This is a genomic window from Streptomyces sp. NBC_00386, from assembly GCF_036063235.1.
Lineage (GTDB): Bacteria > Actinomycetota > Actinomycetes > Streptomycetales > Streptomycetaceae > Streptomyces.
The window spans coordinates 6,637,728-6,654,759 of sequence record NZ_CP107950.1; the positions used below are offsets into that span (position 1 = coordinate 6,637,728).

The window sequence follows — 17,032 nt, forward strand, 5'->3', positions numbered from 1 at the left end:
CGGCGGCAACGGTTTCCTCCCGGGTGACCACCGTCGCACCGATCGAACGGGACCGACGGGCGCGCGCCGCCGTTCGGGTGGCGGGTGCGGGGAGCCGGTGTGAGGGTGACTCCCATGACCATTCAGGTAACGCGCCTCAGCGACCCGGCGGTCCGGGCCTTCGTCACCGCGGTGAACGCCCATGACCGGGACGCCTTCGAGGCGCTTCTCGCGCCGGACGCCACCATGTCGGACGACGGCTCCGACCGTGACCTCGGGGACTGGACCGACCGGGAGATCTTCTCCTCGCGCGGCCATATGGACGTCGACAACGAGTCCGACGAGGGGCGTTCCCTCCTCGTGCGGTACCGCAACGACACCTGGGGCGAGATGAAGACCAGGTGGAGCTTCACCGTCGACGACGGCGGCAGGATCAGCCGCTTCGAGACCGGCCAGGCCTGAGCGCCCGTCGCTCCCGCCCGTCGCCCCGCCCGTTGTCCCACAGGCCGCCCCGCCCCGTGCCTTGTCCGGGTGCGCTCCGGCTCCCGGGCGGTCGCCGAAGGGCCGCTCACCGCGGCGCGGTCGACCGAGGCCGACGGCGTGCTCGGACGGTGAGCGGCCCGGGTGCTCCGGAAGGCGCCGGAGGCGGACACGGGGCGTGTGCGGGCGGCAGGGCCGCCGCGGAGCTCAGTGGCCCTGGGCCGCGCCGTACTGCTCCGGCGTCAACTGCTCGGGCGCGTACGGCTGCTGCGCGTACTGCCCCTGCCCGGAGAGCTGAAGGTGGTCGGCCCCTCCGGGGACGGCCCGGCGGGCCCCGGCCTGCTCGGTCAGGCTGATCTGCCCGGCCTTGATGGTCGCGAGGCGCGGCGCGCGGCGGGCGATGGACGAGTCGTGGGTGACCATGATGAAGGTCAGCCCGTACTCGTGCCACAGCCCTTCGAGCAGGCCCATGATGTCGTCGCGGGTGCCCTCGTCGAGGTTGCCGGTCGGCTCGTCGGCGAGCAGCACCTTGGGCTTCTTGACCAGTGCCCGGGCGATGGCCACGCGCTGCTGCTGACCGCCGGACAGCTCGGTCGGGACGTGCGTGAGCCGTTCCCCGAGGCCGACCGAGCGGAGCGCCTCGGCGGCCCGCTCGCGCCGCTCGGCGGGCTTGACCCCGAGGGGGACGAGGGCGGTCTCGACGTTCTCCTGCGCGGTCAGCGTCGGGATGAGGTTGAACGACTGGAAGATGATGCCGATCTTCTCGGCCCGCAGCCGGGTCAGCTTGGCCTCGCTGATGGTGGCGAGGTCCACGCCGTCCAGCTCGACGCTGCCGGAGGTCGGCCGGTCGAGCCCGCCGATCATCTGGAGCAGCGTCGACTTGCCGCCGCCCGTGGGGCCCTGGATGACGAGCTGGTCGCCGTCCTCGATGGTGAGGTCGACGCCACGCAGGGCATCGACCGTCTCCTTGCCCCGCGTGTAGCGCTTGGTGACGCCGGTGAGCTTGTACATGAGGTTTCTCCGAGGATGAAGGGGTGGGGGCGCCGCGGCCCGGGGGGAGTGGCCGCGGCGCCCCGGCTCAAGGGGTGTGGCCCGGGGGCGGGTTACGAGACGCTGCGGAGCGCGTCCGCCGGGCGCATCCGGGAGGCGCGCCAGCCGCCCATCGCGCCGGCGATCAGACCGCCGGTGACGGCCAGGCCCACGGCGAGCGCGATGGTGGTCAGCGAGACCGGCGCGGACAGGGCGATGTCGACGGTGTTCTTGGCCGCGGAGGCCGCCGGCCCGCCGGGGCCGCCGCCGGGGCCGCCCATTCCGCCACCGCCGCCGGTGGAGCCGAGCTCCGCCGTCAGCTTCGGGCTGATCGCGGTGACCGTGTAGGCCGCGCCGAGCCCGAGGGCGATACCGAGGACGCCGCCGAGCAGGCCGTTCACGATGGACTCGCCGACGACCTGACGGGTGACCTTGCGGGAGGGCCAGCCGAGCGCCTTCAGGGTGCCGAACTCGCGCACCCGGCGGGAGACGGCGGAGGAGGTGAGCAGCGCCGCGACCAGGAACGCGGCGACCAGGACCGCGATGGACAGCCACTTGCCGACGCTCGTGGCGAGGTTCGAGGCGGTGGACAGCGAGCCGGAGACGGTGTCCGCGAGGTCCGCGGAGGTGGTGACGGTCGTCCCGGAGATGTTCTTCTGGATGGTCGTCTTGACCGTGGAGATCTGCTTCGAGTCGGTCGCCTTGACGTAGATCGTGGTGACCTTGTTCTTGGCGTCGCCGAGCGTCTGGGCCTGCTTCAGCGGCACGTAGACGTCGGTGGTCGACTCGCTGCTGTCGGGCGTCGCGATGCCGATGACCTTGTACTTGGTACCGGAGATCTTGAAGGTCGAGCCGACCTTGTACTTGTTCTCCTTGGCGTACGACTTGCTGAGCACCGCGACCTTCGCGGAGGTCTGCGCGGCCGTGAACGTGCTGCCCGTGGTGATCTTCGAGGTGGCCAGCGGGCCGAGGTCCTGCTGGGTCACGTCGACGCCCGCGACGGAGTAGGAGTTCACGTCGAAGGAGGCGCCGCCGCCCTGCACCTGCGGCGCGCCGGTGCCGCCGCTGCTCTGGCCGCCGGGTCCGCCCTGCTGGCCGGAGCCCGAGGTGGTGGACTTCGCCTTGCCCTGGGTGAAGGAGCCGTCGACCTTGGTGACGTTCAGGCTCAGCGCGCCCACCGCGCTCGCCACACCCTTCTGCGCGGCGACCTCGGTGACGAGCGAGGACTTCAGGGACTGTCCTCCCTGGGTCATCACCCGGTCCGAGCTCTGTGTCTTGCTGCTGTCCGACTTGGCGTCGAAGTCGAACTTCGGGCGGCCCGACGAGTTGCTCGACGGTGCCGCCTGGGCCTTGGTGACCGTCATGTCCGTGCCGAGCCCGTACAGCGACTTCAGGACCTTGTCCTGGGCCTGCTGCATGCCGGCCGACACCGAGTTGACGGTGATGACCAGCGCGATACCGAGCGCCAGACCCATGGCGATCACCAGCGCCGCCTTCTTGCGCCGGCTCAGCTCACGCTTGAGATAGATGCCAAACATCCCGTTCCTCAAAGGTTCTTGGCGCCCCTGTGGGCGCGGCCAAAAACTATGGAGAAACCTTTGAGCCGGGCTGAGTAAGAGATGTGTGAGGGCTGAGAATCCGGACCCCGGAATCAATATTGGGTCAGACAGCCCATTCTCAGCCTTTCGAGGGATCATTGCCAGGAAACCCCTGTTGAGTGGCTCCGCGTACGGGCGGGCGGGCCCGCCGCGGCGCATTTGCGGTGGGCGTGTGGCCGGTTCCGGCGGGTCGGTCCCGCTTCCGCGCACGGTTTTGCGCCCGCTTGGGAATCGGCGTTCCTTCTCTTGGTCACCCCGCTGTCAGGCTTCGCGGACGGACTTTGTACGGTCCCGGGATGCGTGATTCTTCCGGGCTCTCCCGCCGTGCCGCTCTGGGCCTCGCCGCCGCCGTCCCCCTCGCCGCCGTGACGGCCACGACCGCGTACGCCACGACGACGATCGGCGGTGCGAGACTGGCCCGCGCCGGGATCCAGATGAGCGGCGCGTCGGGGCTGCCCAAGCACCTCACCGCCCGTTCCTGGCTGGTCGCCGACCACACCAGCGGCGAGGTGCTCGCCTCGTACAACGCGCACCGGCGTCTCGCGCCCGCCTCCACCCTGAAGATGCTGTTCGCGGACGCCGTGCTGAAGAAGTTCGAGCGCACGCGGACGTACAAGGTGGTCGACGCCGACCTCGCCGACGTCCCCTCCGGGTCCAGCCTCGTCGGCGTCAAGCCCGGCATCACCTACACCGTCGATCAGTTGTGGCAGGGTGTGTTCCTGCGCTCCGGCAACGACGCGGTGCACGTGCTCAGCCACATGAACGGCGGCATCGAGGCCACGGTCGCCGAGATGCAGGCGCTCGCGAAGGACCTTCAGGCCCTGGACACCCATGTGGTCAGCCCCGACGGCTTCGACCACAAGGGCCAGCTGTCGTCCGCGTACGACCTGACGCTCTTCGCCCGGCACGGTCTCGCGGACGCCGATTTCCGCGGCTACTGCTCGACGAGGACCGCGGACTTCCCGGCCGGCGGCAAGAAGACCTTCCAGATCCAGAACACCGACCGCCTGCTGACGGGCGCGTGGGGCATGAAGCCGTACGAGGGCCTGATAGGCGTGAAGAACGGCTACACGAGCCATGCCGGCAACACCTTCACCGGCGCGGCGACCCGCGACGGACGGACCCTGATCGTCACGGTGATGCACCCCAAGAGCGGCGGCAACGGCGTCTACGAGGAGACGGCGCAGCTCCTCGACTGGGGTTTCGGCAAGGGGGCGAGCGCCGAGCCGGTCGGCACGCTGGTCGGTCCGCTCAGCGCGGGAGGCGCGAGCGCGAAGCCCACGCGGAAGGCGGCGAAGGCGGCGGCGGGCGCTCCGGCTCCGGCCGCCGCCGGGCAGGGCGACGGAGCGCCGTGGGGGCTGATCGGCGGGGCCGGGGCGGCGGTTGCGCTCCTCGCGGGCGGCGCGCTCGCGCTGCGCAACCGCAGGCGCCGGCCCGCCGGGGAACCGGCCGAGGCGGAAGGCGGCCGTCAGGGCTGATGACGGGGGCAGTCGCTCCGCGGTCCGGTGCACGCCTCGCGGTCCCGCGCGAGGCCGGCCCCCGCCCGGGCCGCGGAGCGACTGCCACCTCCCCCTCGGAGTGGACCGTGGTCGTACCGAAGTCGCGTGCTCCAACTGTGAAGCCCTGATGGGGGAGATGATGAGCATAAGCGCACCAACGGCTTATATGGTCCGGAGATGCGGCTTCCGTATGTGAGGGTTGAGGCGTTGACCGTTTCTTGGTGAACCACCGGGGCCCGCCGTACGTGAGGCCCGGCGGTCCCCGGTCCCTACGCCTGCGCCTCGCCGGGGTAGCGGACGCCGACGTGCTCGCGGATCGTGTCGAGCGTCCGCATCACGGCGAGCGTGCCGTCGAGCGGGACGAGCGGGGACTCGGTCTCGCCGGCGCGCAGGGCACGCATCACCTCGGCGGCCTCGTGCTTGAGGCTGTTGCGGGGGCCGGAGGAGGGGTCGGCGCGGAAGGTCTCCGGCTCGCGGCCGTCGCGGTGCAGGACGAAGTGCTCCGGGAAGAAGAAGCCGCCCGGGATGTCGATGCGGCCCGCGGAGCCGGTGACGGAGGCGGCGACGGGAGTGCCACCGTTGATGGAGCAGTGCACCGAAGCCAGAGCGCCGCTCTCGAAGGAGAGCAGCGCACCCGTCTGGAGATCGACGCCCTCGTCGGAGAGCACTGCTCTCGCGGCGATGTCCGAGGGCTCCCCGAGCAGCAGCTGCGCGAACGACACCGGATAGACGCCGAGATCGAGCAGCGCGCCGCCGCCCTGCGCGGGATCCCGCAGCCGGTGCGAGGGCGGGAACGGCCCGGCCAGACCGAAGTCGGCCTGCACCGTGCGCACTTCACCGATCACCCCGTCGTCGACCAGCGCCTTCAGCCGCCGGACCAGCGGATTGCAGTACATCCACATGGCCTCCATCAGGAAGCGGCCGTTCCCCCGGGCGAGCGCGACCAGCTCCCCGGCCTCCCGCGCGTTCAGCGTGAACGCCTTCTCGCACAGGACATGGCGGCCCGCCTCCAGGCACATCCCCGCGGCCACCCGGTGCGCCGAGTGCGGCGTGGCGACGTACACGACGTCGACGTCCTCGTCCGCGGCGAGCGAGGCCCAGTCCCCGTACGCCCGCGGGATCCCGAACCGCTCCGCGAACGCCTTCGCCGGGGCCTCGGACCGCGAGGCGACGGCCACCACCTCGGCGTCCGGCATGTCCACCAGGTCCGCCGTGAACGCCGCGGCGATCCCGCCGGTCGCCAGAATCCCCCACCGCACGCGTTCACGCTCGCCCGTCATGCCCGCCCCTTGATCCGTGACTCCGAACTCGCTGCTCGAACTGAGAGCATAGGGGCCGCATCTTTCCGAGAGGGGGGCACATGCCCGAGCGTGGCCGCACCGCGCGGGACCAGGAGGGCCCGCGAGGGCATATACCGGAGGCAGGGACCGCGGGCACCGCGCCGACGGTCGCCGAGGCGTCACCGCCGGCCGCCGGAGCCGAGTCCGGCGCCCCGGCGCGGCCGCAGGCGGAACCCCGCGGTCCGCGCCGCACCGGACTCCTCGTCACCCTCGTCCTCGGCGGGCTCACCGCCACACCCCCGCTCGCGATGGACATGTACCTCCCCTCGCTGCCGGAGGTCACCGGCTCCCTGCACGCCCCGGCCGCCACCGTGCAGCTCACGCTCACCGCGTGCCTCGCGGGCATGGCGCTCGGGCAGCTCGTCGTCGGGCCGATGAGCGACCGGTGGGGCCGCAGACGCCCGCTGCTCGCCGGCCTCGCCGTCTACGTCGTCGCCACCGTGCTGTGCGCCCTCGCGCCCGGCATCGGCCTGCTCGTCGCCTTCCGCCTCGTCCAGGGGCTCGCGGGCGCGGCCGGGATAGTGATCGCCCGCGCGGTCGTCCGCGACCTGTACGACGGCGTGGCGATGGCCCGCTTCTTCTCCACCCTCATGCTGATCTCCGGCGTCGCCCCGGTCGTCGCGCCCCTCATCGGCGGACAGATCCTGCGCTTCACCGACTGGCGGGGCGTGTTCGTGGTCCTGACCGCCGTCGGCATCGCGCTGACGGCCCTCGTCTGGGCGAGACTGCCCGAGACCCTCGAACCCGCGGACCGGCACGGCGGCGGCGTCGGCGAGGCACTGCGCGCCATGCGCCGGCTGCTCGCCGACCGCGTCTTCACCGGGTACATGCTCGCGGGCGGTTTCACCTTCGCGGCCCTCTTCGCCTACATCTCGGCCTCCCCGTTCGTGATCCAGGACCTGTACGGCGCCTCCCCGCAGACCTTCAGCCTGCTCTTCGGCGTGAACTCCGTCGGCCTCGTGATCGCCGGGCAGATCAACGGCAAACTGCTGGTCGGCCGGGTCGCCCTGGAAAAGGTCCTCGCCACCGGCCTCGCCCTCGTCGTCCTCGCCGCGACCGCGCTGCTGCTCATGTCCACCGGCGCCCTCGGGCGGGTCGGGCTCGCCCCGGTCGCCGCCGCGCTGTTCGTGCTGATGTCCGCCATGGGTCTCGCGCTGCCCAACACGCAGACGCTCGCCCTCATGCGCGTACGGCACACGGCCGGTTCCGCCTCGGCGCTGCTCGGCACCTCCTCCTTCCTCGTCGGCGCGGTCGCCTCACCACTCGTCGGCGTCGCGGGAGAGCACACCGCCGTCCCGATGGCCGTTGTCCAGCTGGTGGCCGCGCTGGTGGCCGTCGGCTGCTTCGTGGGACTGTGCCGTCCCGGGCGGACGGGACACACTGCGAACGGAAAAGGGGCGGAGAACTGAGCGCACCACGACTGCGGAACGGCACGCCGGAACGCGCCGGACTCGACGCCGGTGAACTGCGCAGGCTCGTCCACGAGGTCCGTGCCCTCACCCGCGGGGACGACCCGTGGGCGGCGGGCGTCGTGGTGGTCGCGGGGCGCGGCCCGGTCATCGCCGTCGAGGAGGCGGCGGGCTGGGCGGTCCGCTACACGGCCCACGACGAGGACAAGGACACCGGGGTCGAGCTGCCGCCGCACGCACGTGTGCCGATGACCGTGCACACGCCCTTCGACCTGGCCTCCCTCACCAAGCTGTTCACGGCGGTCGCCGCGGTGCAGCAGCTGGAGCGCGGCACGCTGGGCATCGAGGCGCGCGTCGGCGCGTACCTGCCGGAGTTCCGCGCGGCCCGCGAGCACGGCATCACCGTACGGCAGTTGCTCACCCACACCTCCGGGCTGCGCCCCGAACTCCCGCTGTACGGCTGCCCGGACGACACGGCCCGGCTGGCGCTGCTGCGGGCCGAGGCCCCCTCGTCGAAGCCGGGCGAGTACCGGTACTCCGACATCAACCTGCTGCTCCTCCAGTTCGTCCTGGAACGCGTCACCGGCCGGGGGCTCGACGTCCTCGTCCGGGACGGCATCACGCGCCCGCTCGGGATGAACGCCACCGCCTTCGGACCCTGCCCCGGCGCGGCGGCCACGGAGGACCAGCGGCGGCCGTGGGCCAAGGCGGACCGGGGCATGCTGCGGGGTGTGGTGCACGACGAGAACGCCTGGGCGCTCGGCGGGGTGGCCGGGCACGCCGGTCTCTTCTCCACCGCGCGCGATCTGGCCGTGTTCTGCCGCACCCTGCTCGCGGGCGGTTCGTACGGCCCCGCCCGCATCCTCGGCCCCGACTTCGTCGAACTCCTCCTCACCCCGCCCGGCCTCGGATTCGCCCTCGACCAGCCCTGGTTCATGGGCACCCTCGCGGGCCACGGCGCGGCCGGCCACACCGGGTTCACCGGCACCTCCCTGGTCCTGGACCCGGCGACGGACACGTTCCTCGTCCTGCTCGCCAACACGGTCCACCCCCGGCGCCGCCCGGCGGACAACGCGCCCCGGGCGGCGGCGGCCACCCGGCTGCGGCGGGCGGTGCGCGGGACCTGAGCGGGCGCCCGGCGGGTCGGGGGCGCCCGCCTCCGAGACCCCGGGCCGGTACGGGAGCGCCGCCTCCGAGAGACGGCCGCCGGTACGGGGCGCCCGCCTCCAAGAGGCCGCTGGCCGGTACGGGGGGATGCGCGGCACCTGAGAGAATCGGGCCGTGAACGCCCCCGTACCCCCCGCCGACACCCTGCGCAGCGCCCTCGCCGGACTGCTCGACGGTCTGCCGCCCAAGGCCGCCGCGCAGGCGGTCGAGCGGCTGATCGCGAACTACCGGGGGACCACCCCGACCCACGCGCCGATCCTGCGGGACCGCTCGGACGTGGCCGCGTACGCCGCGTACCGGATGCCCGCGACGTTCGAGGCGGTGTGCGCGGCGCTGGAGGCGTTCGCGGACGCGGTGCCCGGCTGGGCGCCGGAGAGCCATGTGGACGTCGGCGGCGGCACCGGCGCGGCCACCTGGGCGGTGAACGCGACCTGGGAGGGCGTCCGTCCGGTGACCGTGCTCGACTGGGCCGAGCCGGCCCTCGCGCTCGGCCGGGAGATCGCCGCCGCCAACCCGGAACTGGAAGGCGCCGCGTGGCAGCGCTCTCGTATCGGAGCGGCGCTCACCATCGAGAGCACTGATCTCGTCACGGTCTCGTACGTCCTCGGCGAGCTCACCGAGGACGACCGCGCCTCGGTCGTGGACGCGGCCGCGAGCGCCGCCCGGGCGGTAGTGATCATCGAGCCCGGCACCCCCGACGGCTACACCCGGGTCCTCGCCGCGCGCGAACGCCTGATCGGCGCCGGCTTCCACGTCGCCGCCCCCTGTCCGCACAGCGCCGCCTGCCCCATCGTCCCGGGCCAGGACTGGTGCCACTTCTCCGCGCGGGTCGCCCGTTCCTCCCTGCACCGCCAGGTCAAGGGCGGCTCCCTGCCGTACGAGGACGAGAAGTTCAGCTACGTCGCCGCGACCCGCTTCGGGCCGGCCCCGGCGCCCTCGCGCGTCGTGCGCAAGCCGCAGATCCGCAAGGGGCAGGTCCTGCTCGACCTGTGCGAGCCGGACGAGGCACTGCGCCGGGAGACGGTGACCAAGCGCCACGGACCGCTGTACAAGGCGGCCCGCGACGCCGAGTGGGGCGACGCCTGGCCGCCGCCCGGGGACGCCCCCTAGGGCACCCCCGGGGCCTGCCCAGGTCGTCCCGGCTGCCGGGTCACCCCCGGGCCCCGGGCAGGCCTCGCAGTTCCTGGGTGCAGCACTTCACGCTTCCGCCGCCCTTGAGGAGCTCGCCGAGATCGACGCCGACGGGAACGAATCCGCGTTCCCGGAGCGGGTCGAAGAGGCCCGTCGCCTCCTGCGGCAGCAGCACGTGCAGTCCGTCCGAGACAGCGTTGAGGCCTATCGCGGCGGCGTCCTCCGGTGTGGCGGTCAGCGCGTCCGGGAACAGCCGGCGCAGGACCTCGCGACTGCCGGGGGAGAAGGCCGGCGGGTAGTACATGATCTCGTCGGTGCCGTCGTCGAGGACGGCGAGGGCCGTGTCCAGGTGGTAGTAACGGGGGTCGACCAGGTCCAGGCCGATCACCGGGCGGCCGAGGAACTCCTGTGCCTCCCCGTGCGAGAGCGGGCTCGCGCGAAAGCCCCGGCCCGCGAGCAGGTACGACCCCGTGACGACGAAGTCGCCCTCTCCCTCGTTGACGTGCTCCGGTTCGCGGATCCGTCCGTACCCGCGGGCACGGAACCACTCCAGATGCGCCGCCGCCTCCGCCTCGCGCTGCGGGTACGCGAACCGGGCACCCAGCACCCGCCCGTCCACGACCGTCGCGCCGTTCGCCGCGAAGACCATGTCCGGCAGACCCGGGCGGGGGGCGAGTTCCTCGACCGAGTGTCCGAGAAGGCGGTAGCGGTCCCGGAGGTCCTCCCACTGGGCGAGGGCGAGCGGCACGTCGACCGGCTTGGCGGGGTTCATCCACGGATTGATCGCGTACGTGACGTCGAAGTGCACCGGTGGGCACATGAGGTAGCGCCGGGGCGTGGCGCGGCGAAGAGGGTGCAAGGAAGGCTCCTTACGCAACCGCAGGGGCAGTTGATGCTCATGGTGCGGTGCGCCCGGCCCCGGGAGCGGGAGGCGTGCGGGTGGGGTTCCCCCGATCCGCCCCACCGCGCCCGGACCGCCGTCTCCCGCGTCACCGGGTCCACGCTGCCCCGTCCCGCCCGAGTGGCGTCGGTCTCGTGCGACTACACGGGCGCGCCGGTCGACTACACCCCGCACGGACCGGCCCTCTGCCTGACGCCCGAGAAATCGCTACTAATCATGAAATAACACCTGATCGTGGCCTGGCGGACGCATCGCCCCACCTACCCCGGTTGTCTGCTCCGGCCACCCGGAGCGCAGGATGGTGGGACGATGGGGCAAGGACGAGTCGCACTACGGCGAGGCGAGGGGATAGATGAGCGCAGAGTTCGGTCACCGCTCCGGCACGCGGGGCAGGATCTCGAAGTGGCTGCGCGGACGCCGGCCCAAAGCCTCGGCGCAGACGTCCGCCGACGGCCGTGAGGCCCTGCTGCTCGCCGCCGCCGCCGCGGGGCTGCCGCTCGCGCAGGCCGCGTACCCCTCCGGCTACCGCTGTTCCTGTGACCGCGTCGGCTGTCCCACCCCCGCGCGCCACCCCATCTCCTTCGCCTGGCAGACGCAGTCGACCACCGACCCCGCGCAGATCGAGCGCTGGGCCCGGCACCAGCCGAAGGCGAACTTCATCACCGCGACCGGCATGGTGAACGACGTCCTGGACGTGCCGCTGGACGCCGGGCGCGAGGCGCTGGAGCGCCTGCTCGCCTCCGGCATCGAGGTCGGACCCGTCGCGGAGACCGGCGACGGCCGCATGCTCTTCTTCACCCTCACCCGCGGTACGCCCGAGGACGAGGACGAGTGGTGGCCCTGCGAGCTGGACTGCCACCCCGAGACGATGGACGAGCACCCCGGCTTCCGCTGGCACTGCCGCGGCTCGTACGTCCTCGTGCCGCCGGCCCAGCTCCCCGGCGGTCTGAGCGTCGACTGGGTGCGCGGCCCCGAGCATCAGCTGCCGGACCCGCTCACGCTCCTGGAGATCCTGACCGACGAATGCGCCCGCTACGCCGGGGAGAACGGCGCGGACCAGCTCGCCGCCTGGCCCCACCGAAACTGAGCCCCGGCCTGGGCGGGGGACCGGTCCCGGACTACTCGCCCTTGGCGCCCGTCAGCCCCTCGACCCGTCCGAGGACGGACACCTGCCCTCGGCCCGAGCCCTTCAACGGGTCGATGACGACCTGGTTGGAGACGAACTCCAGGGTCAGGGACTGGTTGATCTCACCCTTGGTCAGGGCCTGCACCTCCGCGCCGGGGGCCGGGATCTCGGTGCCCGCGGCGGCGGTCTCCTTCTCGAAGCGGTGCGTGGCGAAGAACACCAGCGCCCCGCCGTCCGCGGTGCGCAGCCCCACCGGCGCGTAGTCGCCCGAGGCCAGCGGCTGGTCGATGTACTGCCGGGCGAGTCCGGGCCGGCTGGCGAACTTCTCGCGCTGGGCCCGCCACTGCGAGGTGTGGATGCCGGTGGCGAAGGTGTCGCCGCCGGTCCTGAGATACGTCGCGTACGACTGCCCGAGCTTGCGCGGCTCGACCGCGAGCGCCGCGTCGTCGGCGGTGACGGGCTGCGCCCAGCCGCCCTCGTCTTTCGCGAACTCCGGTACGTCACCGGCCCCGAGGACCGTCAGATACGAGGCCTGCCACAGCTCGCGGGCGTCGTCCCGGGTGAAGACGAGCAGCCAGCGACTGCCCGGTACGCCCTTGTTGGCGGTCGCGTTCGCCACGAACCAGCGGGGCCAGCCCGCCTTCGCGGGGATCGAGAACTCGGCGTCGTCGAACTCCAGCGCCGAATGCGTGGGATTCCCGCCGGGTCGGCCGATGTGTCCGGCCTTCAGCCTGGCGCCGTCGATGTCCGCGAGCGGACCGGTCACCCGGTCCGCGTCCTTCGAACGGTCGTACGTCGCGTCCGCCTTGTTGTAGGCGGCGGTGAAGTCCTCCAGCGCGCGGGCGGCTTCGGCGCGGGTCGTGGCCGGCACGACCTCTCGCTCGCCGTGCACCACCACGCAGCCGCTCGCCGCCGCCCACAGCGCGGTCACCGTCGTCGCCGCCAGGGCGAGACGGCCGAAACGACGGAGACTAAGAGGCCTTCGAGGGCTGCGACCCGTGCGATCCCTGCTCATCAGGTGCCTTCACCTTCTTCTTCCCGGAGGCGAACCCTACCGGGGCGAAGAAGATCGTGAGCGTCGGCACCAAGTACAGGGCCCACACCGTGACCTGAAGGACGGTCGGGTCGGGCTGGAAGTTGAAGACGCCCTTCAGCAGGGTGCCGTACCAGCTCGACGGGTCGATCGTGCCGCTGATGTCGAAGGCCAGGTTCGTCAGTCCCGGGACGAAGTCGGCCTCCTGGAGGTCGTGGACGCCGTACGCGAGCACGCCCGCGGCGACGACGACCAGCATGCCGCCGGTCCAGGTGAAGAACTTGGCGAGGTTGATCCTCAGCGCGCCGCGGTAGAACAGCCAGCCGAGCAGGACCGCGGTGGCCAGGCCCAGCGCCACTCCGATCAGCGGGCGGGGCGTGCCGTCGCTGGCCGCGTGCACCGACGCCCACACGAACAGGGCCGTCTCCAGGCCCTCCCGGCCGACCGCCAGGAACGCGGTCGCGACCAGCGCGCCCGTTCCCATGGCGAGTGCCGCGTCCAGCCTGCCGTGCAGCTCGGACTTCAGGTGCCGGGCGGTGCGCCGCATCCAGAAGACCATCCACGTCACCAGGCCCACGGCGAGGATCGACAGCGAACCGCCGAGCAGCTCCTGGGCCTGGAACGTCATCTCCTGGGAGCCGAACTCCAGGGCGCAGCCGAAACCGAGCGCCACGGTGATCGCGACGCCGATGCCGATCCAGATCGGCTTCAGGGCGTCCCTGCGTTCCGTCTTCACCAGGTAGGCGATGAGGATGCAGACGACGAGGCTGGCCTCCAGGCCCTCGCGGAGTCCGATGAGGTAGTTGCTGAACACGGCTAGGCCTCCTTGGAGAACAGCGCCCGGCCCCACCAGTCGTCCTTGTCCCGGACGCCGGGCGGAACGGCGAAGACCGCCGAACTCACGTGCTGGATGTACTCGTTGAGCGCGTCGGAGCGCGACAGGCTGCGCTGGAGGGGGATGAACCCCTTGCGCACGTCCCGCTGGTAGGCGAGGAAGAACAGGCCCGCTTCGAGGCGGCCGAGACCGTCCGTGCCGTCCGTGAAGGAGTAGCCGCGGCGCAGGATCGTCACCCCTTCGTTGGAGTCGGGGTGGGCGAGCCGGACGTGCGCGTCGGGCTTCATCGCCTTCAGGAACGGCTTGTCGTGCTCCTTGGCCTTGCCGACGGGGGCGCCCTCACCCTTGTCGCGGCCGAAGATGTCCTCCTGCTCCTGGAGCGAGGTACGGTCCCAGGTCTCGATGTTCATCCGGATGCGCCGGGCGACGAGGTAGGAACCGCCGGTCATCCAGGCGGAGTCCGGGCCGTTGTCCTTCTCGTCGGCCCACACGAACTTCTGCAGCCGCGCGGTCTCGGTGCCCGCGATGTTGCGGGTGCCGTCCTTGAAGCCCATCAGGTTGCGCGGGGTCTGCGCGTCCGGGGTCGTGGACGACGTCTTGCCGAAGCCGAGCTGCGACCAGCGGATGGCGACCTTGCCGAAGCCGATGCGGGCCAGGTTGCGGATGGCGTGCACCGCCACCTGCGGGTCGTCCGCGCAGGCCTGGATGCACAGGTCGCCGTCGCTGCGCGCCTTGTCCAGGTTGTCGCCCGAGAAGGCCGGCAGATCGACGAGCGCCTCAGGCCGCCGGTCCGCCAGATCGAACTTCCCGAACAGCGACGGACCGAAGCCGATGGTCAGCGTCAGCCGGGACGGCTTGAGCCCCAGCGCCTCACCGGTGTCGTCCGGCGGCGCCTCGGCCAGACCGCCGTAGGCGCCCTCGCCGACCGTGTGTCCGGCGGTCATCCGGGCGGCGGCCTGCGTCCAGTCCTTGAGGAGCTGGACGAACTCGGCGCGGTCGTCCGTCTTCACGTCGAACGCGGCGAAGTGCAGCCGGTCCTGCACCGCTGTCGCGATGCCGGCCTGATGCGGGCCGTGGAAGGGGACGCCGGCACCGGTGTCGGCGCCGACCGGATCGACGTCGTTGCCGACGCGGGTCATCGCGACGGCACCGCCGGCCGCGGCGGCACCGAGCGCGAGCCCGGCACCGCCCCAGCCGATCAGGGAACGCCGGCTGGGCGCGGAGCCGGCGCGGGCGGGCTCGACGGGGCAGGTGCCGTCCGTGGCGCTTGTGCTGTCCGGGGTGTCCGTCATGGCGCTGCTCCTACTTCACGACGGCGGCGGCGAGCTTGGACAGGGGCTCGGCGAGCGCGTTGACGGCGTCCGAGAGCTCCTTGCGGTCGGCCTTGCCGACCTTGTCGTACGAGGTGAAGTCGTACGAGGTCTTGTCCGTGCGGTACTTGTCGAGCAGCGTGTTCAGCGCGGCGAACTGCTTGTCGAGCTCCGTCGTCAGCGCCGCGTCGTTCTCCGAGGCGACCGGCTTGAGCAGCTCGTACGCCTTCTGCGCGCCCTCGACGTTGCCCTTGAAGTCGCTCAGGTCGGTGTGCGAGTAGCGGTCCTCCTCGCCGGTGACCTTGCCGCTGGCGACCTCGTCGAGCAGCTCCTTGGCGCCGTTGGCCATGGAGGTCGGGGTGATCTCGGCCTTGCCGACGCGCTTCTGCCAGTCGGTCAGGTCCGTGACCAGCAGACCGGCGAGCTCCTTCTCACGGTCGCCGATCTTCTTGTCCTGCCACAGGGACTTCTCCAGGCGGTGCCAGCCGGTCCAGTCCGTGGCCGGGTCCTGGCCCTCCTCCAGGCCGTCCTCGCGGACGTCGACCTTCGGGTCGATGTCACCGAAGGACTCCGCGACCGGCTCGGTGCGCTCCCAGCCCAGACGCGAGGAGGCGAACTCCTTCTTCGCGGCCTCGATGTCGCCGGCCTTGACGGCCTTGGCGAACGCCTCCGCCTTCGGCAGCGTGGCATCGGCCTGCTCCTGCGCGTACTCGCGGTACGCGGCGACCGCCTTGTCCAGGCGCGGGTCGCGCTTGGCGACCTTGCCGCCGGTGACCTTGACGGCCTGGCGGATGCCCTTGCCCTTCATCCCGGGCTTGCAGGCGATGGTGTACTCGCCGGCCTTCACCTCGGCGGTGACCCGCTGCTTGGTGCCGGGACCGATGTTCTCCCGCTCGCTGACGATCCGGTCGTCCGGGAACAGCAGGTAGACCTCGGTGACCTTGGAGCCCTTGTTCTCGATGTCGAGCTGGACGTGCCCGGCGGGGAACTCCTTCTTGGACACCTTGCACGCGGTGTCGCTGGCCGTCACCTGGATCGCGTCGCCGTTCTTGGCGTCGCTCTTCTGGGTGCAACCCGTGACGGCGGCCAGGGCGGCCGCGGTGGCGGCAGCGGTGACAACGGACAGTCGAACGGCTCGCATGCAGGCTCCAAGAGAAGTTCGGACAAACCGCACGGTGAGGCCCGTTCGGCATGGTGAGGCTGGCCTAACTTATCTGAGGCTTCCCTCACTGATACCCAGCCGTGCAGTGATTCAGCTCTCACAGATGTCGCACAGGAACGGCTCGATCACGGCGACTCAAAACAGACCCCATGGAAAGGTCAAGGAATGGTCAAGCGGAATGGTTCGTCGCGTTTCGGGGCGATGAGCGCTGCGCCGGTCCTGGGGTGCGGGAACACCTCGACCGGCTGCCGGTAGACCTCGGTCAGCAGTTCGTCGGTGAAGACCTCCGCCGGCCGGCCGTGGGCCGCGACACGACCGGCGCACAGGATCGCGACCCGGTGCGCGTATGCCGCCGCCAGCCCCAGATCGTGCAGCACCACGACCACCGCGTCACCGGCGTGCGCCCTTTCCCGGCACACCCGCAGCACCAACTCCTGGTGCCGCAGGTCGAGTGCGGCGGTCGGTTCGTCGAGCAGCAGCAGCGGGGCGCGCTGCGCGAGCACCCGGGCGAGCGCGACACGCGCGCGCTCCCCGCCGCTGAGCGCGGCGAACGAACGGGCCGCGAAGTCGGTGACCTCGGCGGCGGCCATGGCCGCGCCGACCGCCGCGTCGTCGTCCCGCGGGCTGTGGGCCCAGGGAGCCCGTCCCATGCGGACGACCTCCTCCACGGTGAACGGGAAGGAGAGCGTCGCCGACTGGGGAAGTACGGCCCGGCGCAGGGCGAGTTCGGCAGCCGACCAGTCCTGCGCGGGACGCCCGTGCAGACGTACGACCCCTTCCGCGGCGCGCAGATCGGCCGCCAGCGCGGACAAGAGGGTCGATTTTCCCGCCCCGTTGGGCCCGACCAGCGCGAGCACCTCGCCCGCGCGGGCGGTGACGTCGACCCCGCGCAGCACCTCCCGGTCACCGAGCCGGACCCGGAGACCCTCGGTCTCGGCGAGCACGTCGCCGGGGGCGGGCGCGGACGGCGGCAGGAGCCGTGCCGTACGCGTGAGCCGCAACCGCCCGGCGGTACGCCCGAGCCGAGCCCCGG

15 protein-coding genes are annotated in these 17,032 nt (G+C 72.0%); 6 read left to right on the forward strand and 9 right to left on the reverse strand.

Translation table 11 applies throughout. The annotated features are described in order from the left end of the window. Positions 1 to 114 precede the first annotated feature (114 nt). On the forward strand, positions 115 to 441 hold the full coding sequence (locus OG780_RS29135; protein WP_328453077.1) for a nuclear transport factor 2 family protein: 327 nt from the start codon (positions 115 to 117) through the stop codon (positions 439 to 441). A gap of 225 nt (positions 442 to 666) precedes the next feature. Here the strand turns inward: OG780_RS29135 and OG780_RS29140 are convergent, their stop codons facing one another. Together OG780_RS29140 and OG780_RS29145 are read right to left on the reverse strand one after the other, a co-directional pair. After that, positions 667 to 1,470 carry an ABC transporter ATP-binding protein gene (locus OG780_RS29140; RefSeq protein WP_443062227.1) on the reverse strand — a complete coding sequence of 268 codons (804 nt, stop codon included), beginning with the start codon at positions 1,468 to 1,470 and terminating at the stop codon, positions 667 to 669. 92 nt (positions 1,471 to 1,562) lie between these two features. After that, positions 1,563 to 3,026, reverse strand: coding sequence for an ABC transporter permease (locus OG780_RS29145; protein WP_328453079.1), 1,464 nt, complete (start codon positions 3,024 to 3,026; stop codon positions 1,563 to 1,565). A gap of 356 nt (positions 3,027 to 3,382) precedes the next feature. Here OG780_RS29145 and OG780_RS29150 point away from each other — a divergent pair, with 356 nt between their 5' ends. After that, positions 3,383 to 4,564 (forward strand): D-alanyl-D-alanine carboxypeptidase family protein, encoded by a 1,182-nt coding sequence (locus tag OG780_RS29150; RefSeq protein ID WP_328453081.1) that lies wholly within the window; start codon positions 3,383 to 3,385, stop codon positions 4,562 to 4,564. 290 nt (positions 4,565 to 4,854) lie between these two features. On the opposite strand, the gene OG780_RS29155 is transcribed toward OG780_RS29150, so the two are convergent. After that, positions 4,855 to 5,865: a Gfo/Idh/MocA family protein gene (locus tag OG780_RS29155; protein ID WP_328453083.1), complete on the reverse strand. Its 1,011-nt coding sequence runs from the start codon at positions 5,863 to 5,865 to the stop codon at positions 4,855 to 4,857. A gap of 80 nt (positions 5,866 to 5,945) precedes the next feature. Between OG780_RS29155 and OG780_RS29160 the strand changes: the two genes are divergently transcribed. The 3 genes from OG780_RS29160 to OG780_RS29170 all read left to right on the forward strand — a co-directional run bounded on the left by OG780_RS29160 (position 5,946) and on the right by OG780_RS29170 (position 9,611). After that, positions 5,946 to 7,334, forward strand: coding sequence for a multidrug effflux MFS transporter (locus OG780_RS29160; RefSeq protein WP_328453085.1), 1,389 nt, complete (start codon positions 5,946 to 5,948; stop codon positions 7,332 to 7,334). Continuing rightward, a complete protein-coding gene (locus OG780_RS29165; protein WP_328453087.1) occupies positions 7,280 to 8,461 on the forward strand; it encodes a serine hydrolase domain-containing protein in 1,182 nt (393 codons plus the stop codon). The genes OG780_RS29160 and OG780_RS29165 overlap by 55 nt, the downstream gene beginning before the upstream one ends. A gap of 154 nt (positions 8,462 to 8,615) precedes the next feature. After that, positions 8,616 to 9,611, forward strand: a complete 996-nt coding sequence (locus OG780_RS29170; protein ID WP_328453089.1) for a small ribosomal subunit Rsm22 family protein — start codon at positions 8,616 to 8,618, stop codon at positions 9,609 to 9,611. Between the two features lie 40 nt (positions 9,612 to 9,651). Here the strand turns inward: OG780_RS29170 and ddaH are convergent, their stop codons facing one another. Beyond that, positions 9,652 to 10,491 (reverse strand): dimethylargininase, encoded by an 840-nt coding sequence (ddaH, locus tag OG780_RS29175; RefSeq protein ID WP_443062228.1) that lies wholly within the window; start codon positions 10,489 to 10,491, stop codon positions 9,652 to 9,654. Positions 10,492 to 10,885: 394 nt separating this feature from the next. On the opposite strand from ddaH, the gene OG780_RS29180 reads away from it, so the two are divergent. Beyond that, positions 10,886 to 11,620 carry a bifunctional DNA primase/polymerase gene (locus tag OG780_RS29180; protein WP_328453091.1) on the forward strand — a complete coding sequence of 245 codons (735 nt, stop codon included), beginning with the start codon at positions 10,886 to 10,888 and terminating at the stop codon, positions 11,618 to 11,620. A gap of 31 nt (positions 11,621 to 11,651) precedes the next feature. Here OG780_RS29180 and OG780_RS29185 read toward each other — a convergent pair whose 3' ends face one another. From OG780_RS29185 to OG780_RS29205, 5 genes are all read right to left on the reverse strand, one after another. Then, on the reverse strand, positions 11,652 to 12,674 hold the full coding sequence (locus OG780_RS29185) for a hypothetical protein (protein WP_328453093.1): 1,023 nt from the start codon (positions 12,672 to 12,674) through the stop codon (positions 11,652 to 11,654). After that, a complete protein-coding gene (gene efeU, locus OG780_RS29190) occupies positions 12,631 to 13,506 on the reverse strand; it encodes an iron uptake transporter permease EfeU (protein ID WP_328453096.1) in 876 nt (291 codons plus the stop codon). Before efeU ends, OG780_RS29185 begins: the two co-directional genes overlap by 44 nt. Positions 13,507 to 13,508: 2 nt before the next feature. Next, positions 13,509 to 14,819 carry an iron uptake transporter deferrochelatase/peroxidase subunit gene (efeB, locus tag OG780_RS29195; protein WP_328453098.1) on the reverse strand — a complete coding sequence of 437 codons (1,311 nt, stop codon included), beginning with the start codon at positions 14,817 to 14,819 and terminating at the stop codon, positions 13,509 to 13,511. A 10-nt stretch (positions 14,820 to 14,829) separates the two neighbouring features. After that, positions 14,830 to 15,978 carry an iron uptake system protein EfeO gene (gene efeO / locus OG780_RS29200; RefSeq protein ID WP_328453100.1) on the reverse strand — a complete coding sequence of 383 codons (1,149 nt, stop codon included), beginning with the start codon at positions 15,976 to 15,978 and terminating at the stop codon, positions 14,830 to 14,832. Between the two features lie 179 nt (positions 15,979 to 16,157). Beyond that, positions 16,158 to 17,000: a heme ABC transporter ATP-binding protein gene (locus OG780_RS29205; protein WP_443062337.1), complete on the reverse strand. Its 843-nt coding sequence runs from the start codon at positions 16,998 to 17,000 to the stop codon at positions 16,158 to 16,160. Between the last annotated feature and the right edge of the window lie 32 nt (positions 17,001 to 17,032).

Bases quoted from the DNA above. Each gene is read 5' to 3' on its own strand.
- OG780_RS29150 (WP_328453081.1), top strand. From the start codon at position 3,383: ATGCGTGATTCTTCCGGGCTCTCCCGCCGTGCCGCTCTGGGCCTCGCC.
- efeB (WP_328453098.1), bottom strand. From the start codon at position 14,819: ATGACGGACACCCCGGACAGCACAAGCGCCACGGACGGCACCTGCCCC.
- OG780_RS29140 (WP_443062227.1), bottom strand. From the start codon at position 1,470: ATGTACAAGCTCACCGGCGTCACCAAGCGCTACACGCGGGGCAAGGAG.
- OG780_RS29160 (WP_328453085.1), top strand. From the start codon at position 5,946: ATGCCCGAGCGTGGCCGCACCGCGCGGGACCAGGAGGGCCCGCGAGGG.
- OG780_RS29180 (WP_328453091.1), top strand. From the start codon at position 10,886: ATGAGCGCAGAGTTCGGTCACCGCTCCGGCACGCGGGGCAGGATCTCG.
- OG780_RS29155 (WP_328453083.1), bottom strand. From the start codon at position 5,865: ATGACGGGCGAGCGTGAACGCGTGCGGTGGGGGATTCTGGCGACCGGC.
- efeO (WP_328453100.1), bottom strand. From the start codon at position 15,978: ATGCGAGCCGTTCGACTGTCCGTTGTCACCGCTGCCGCCACCGCGGCC.
- OG780_RS29135 (WP_328453077.1), top strand. From the start codon at position 115: ATGACCATTCAGGTAACGCGCCTCAGCGACCCGGCGGTCCGGGCCTTC.
- OG780_RS29185 (WP_328453093.1), bottom strand. From the start codon at position 12,674: ATGAGCAGGGATCGCACGGGTCGCAGCCCTCGAAGGCCTCTTAGTCTC.
- OG780_RS29145 (WP_328453079.1), bottom strand. From the start codon at position 3,026: ATGTTTGGCATCTATCTCAAGCGTGAGCTGAGCCGGCGCAAGAAGGCG.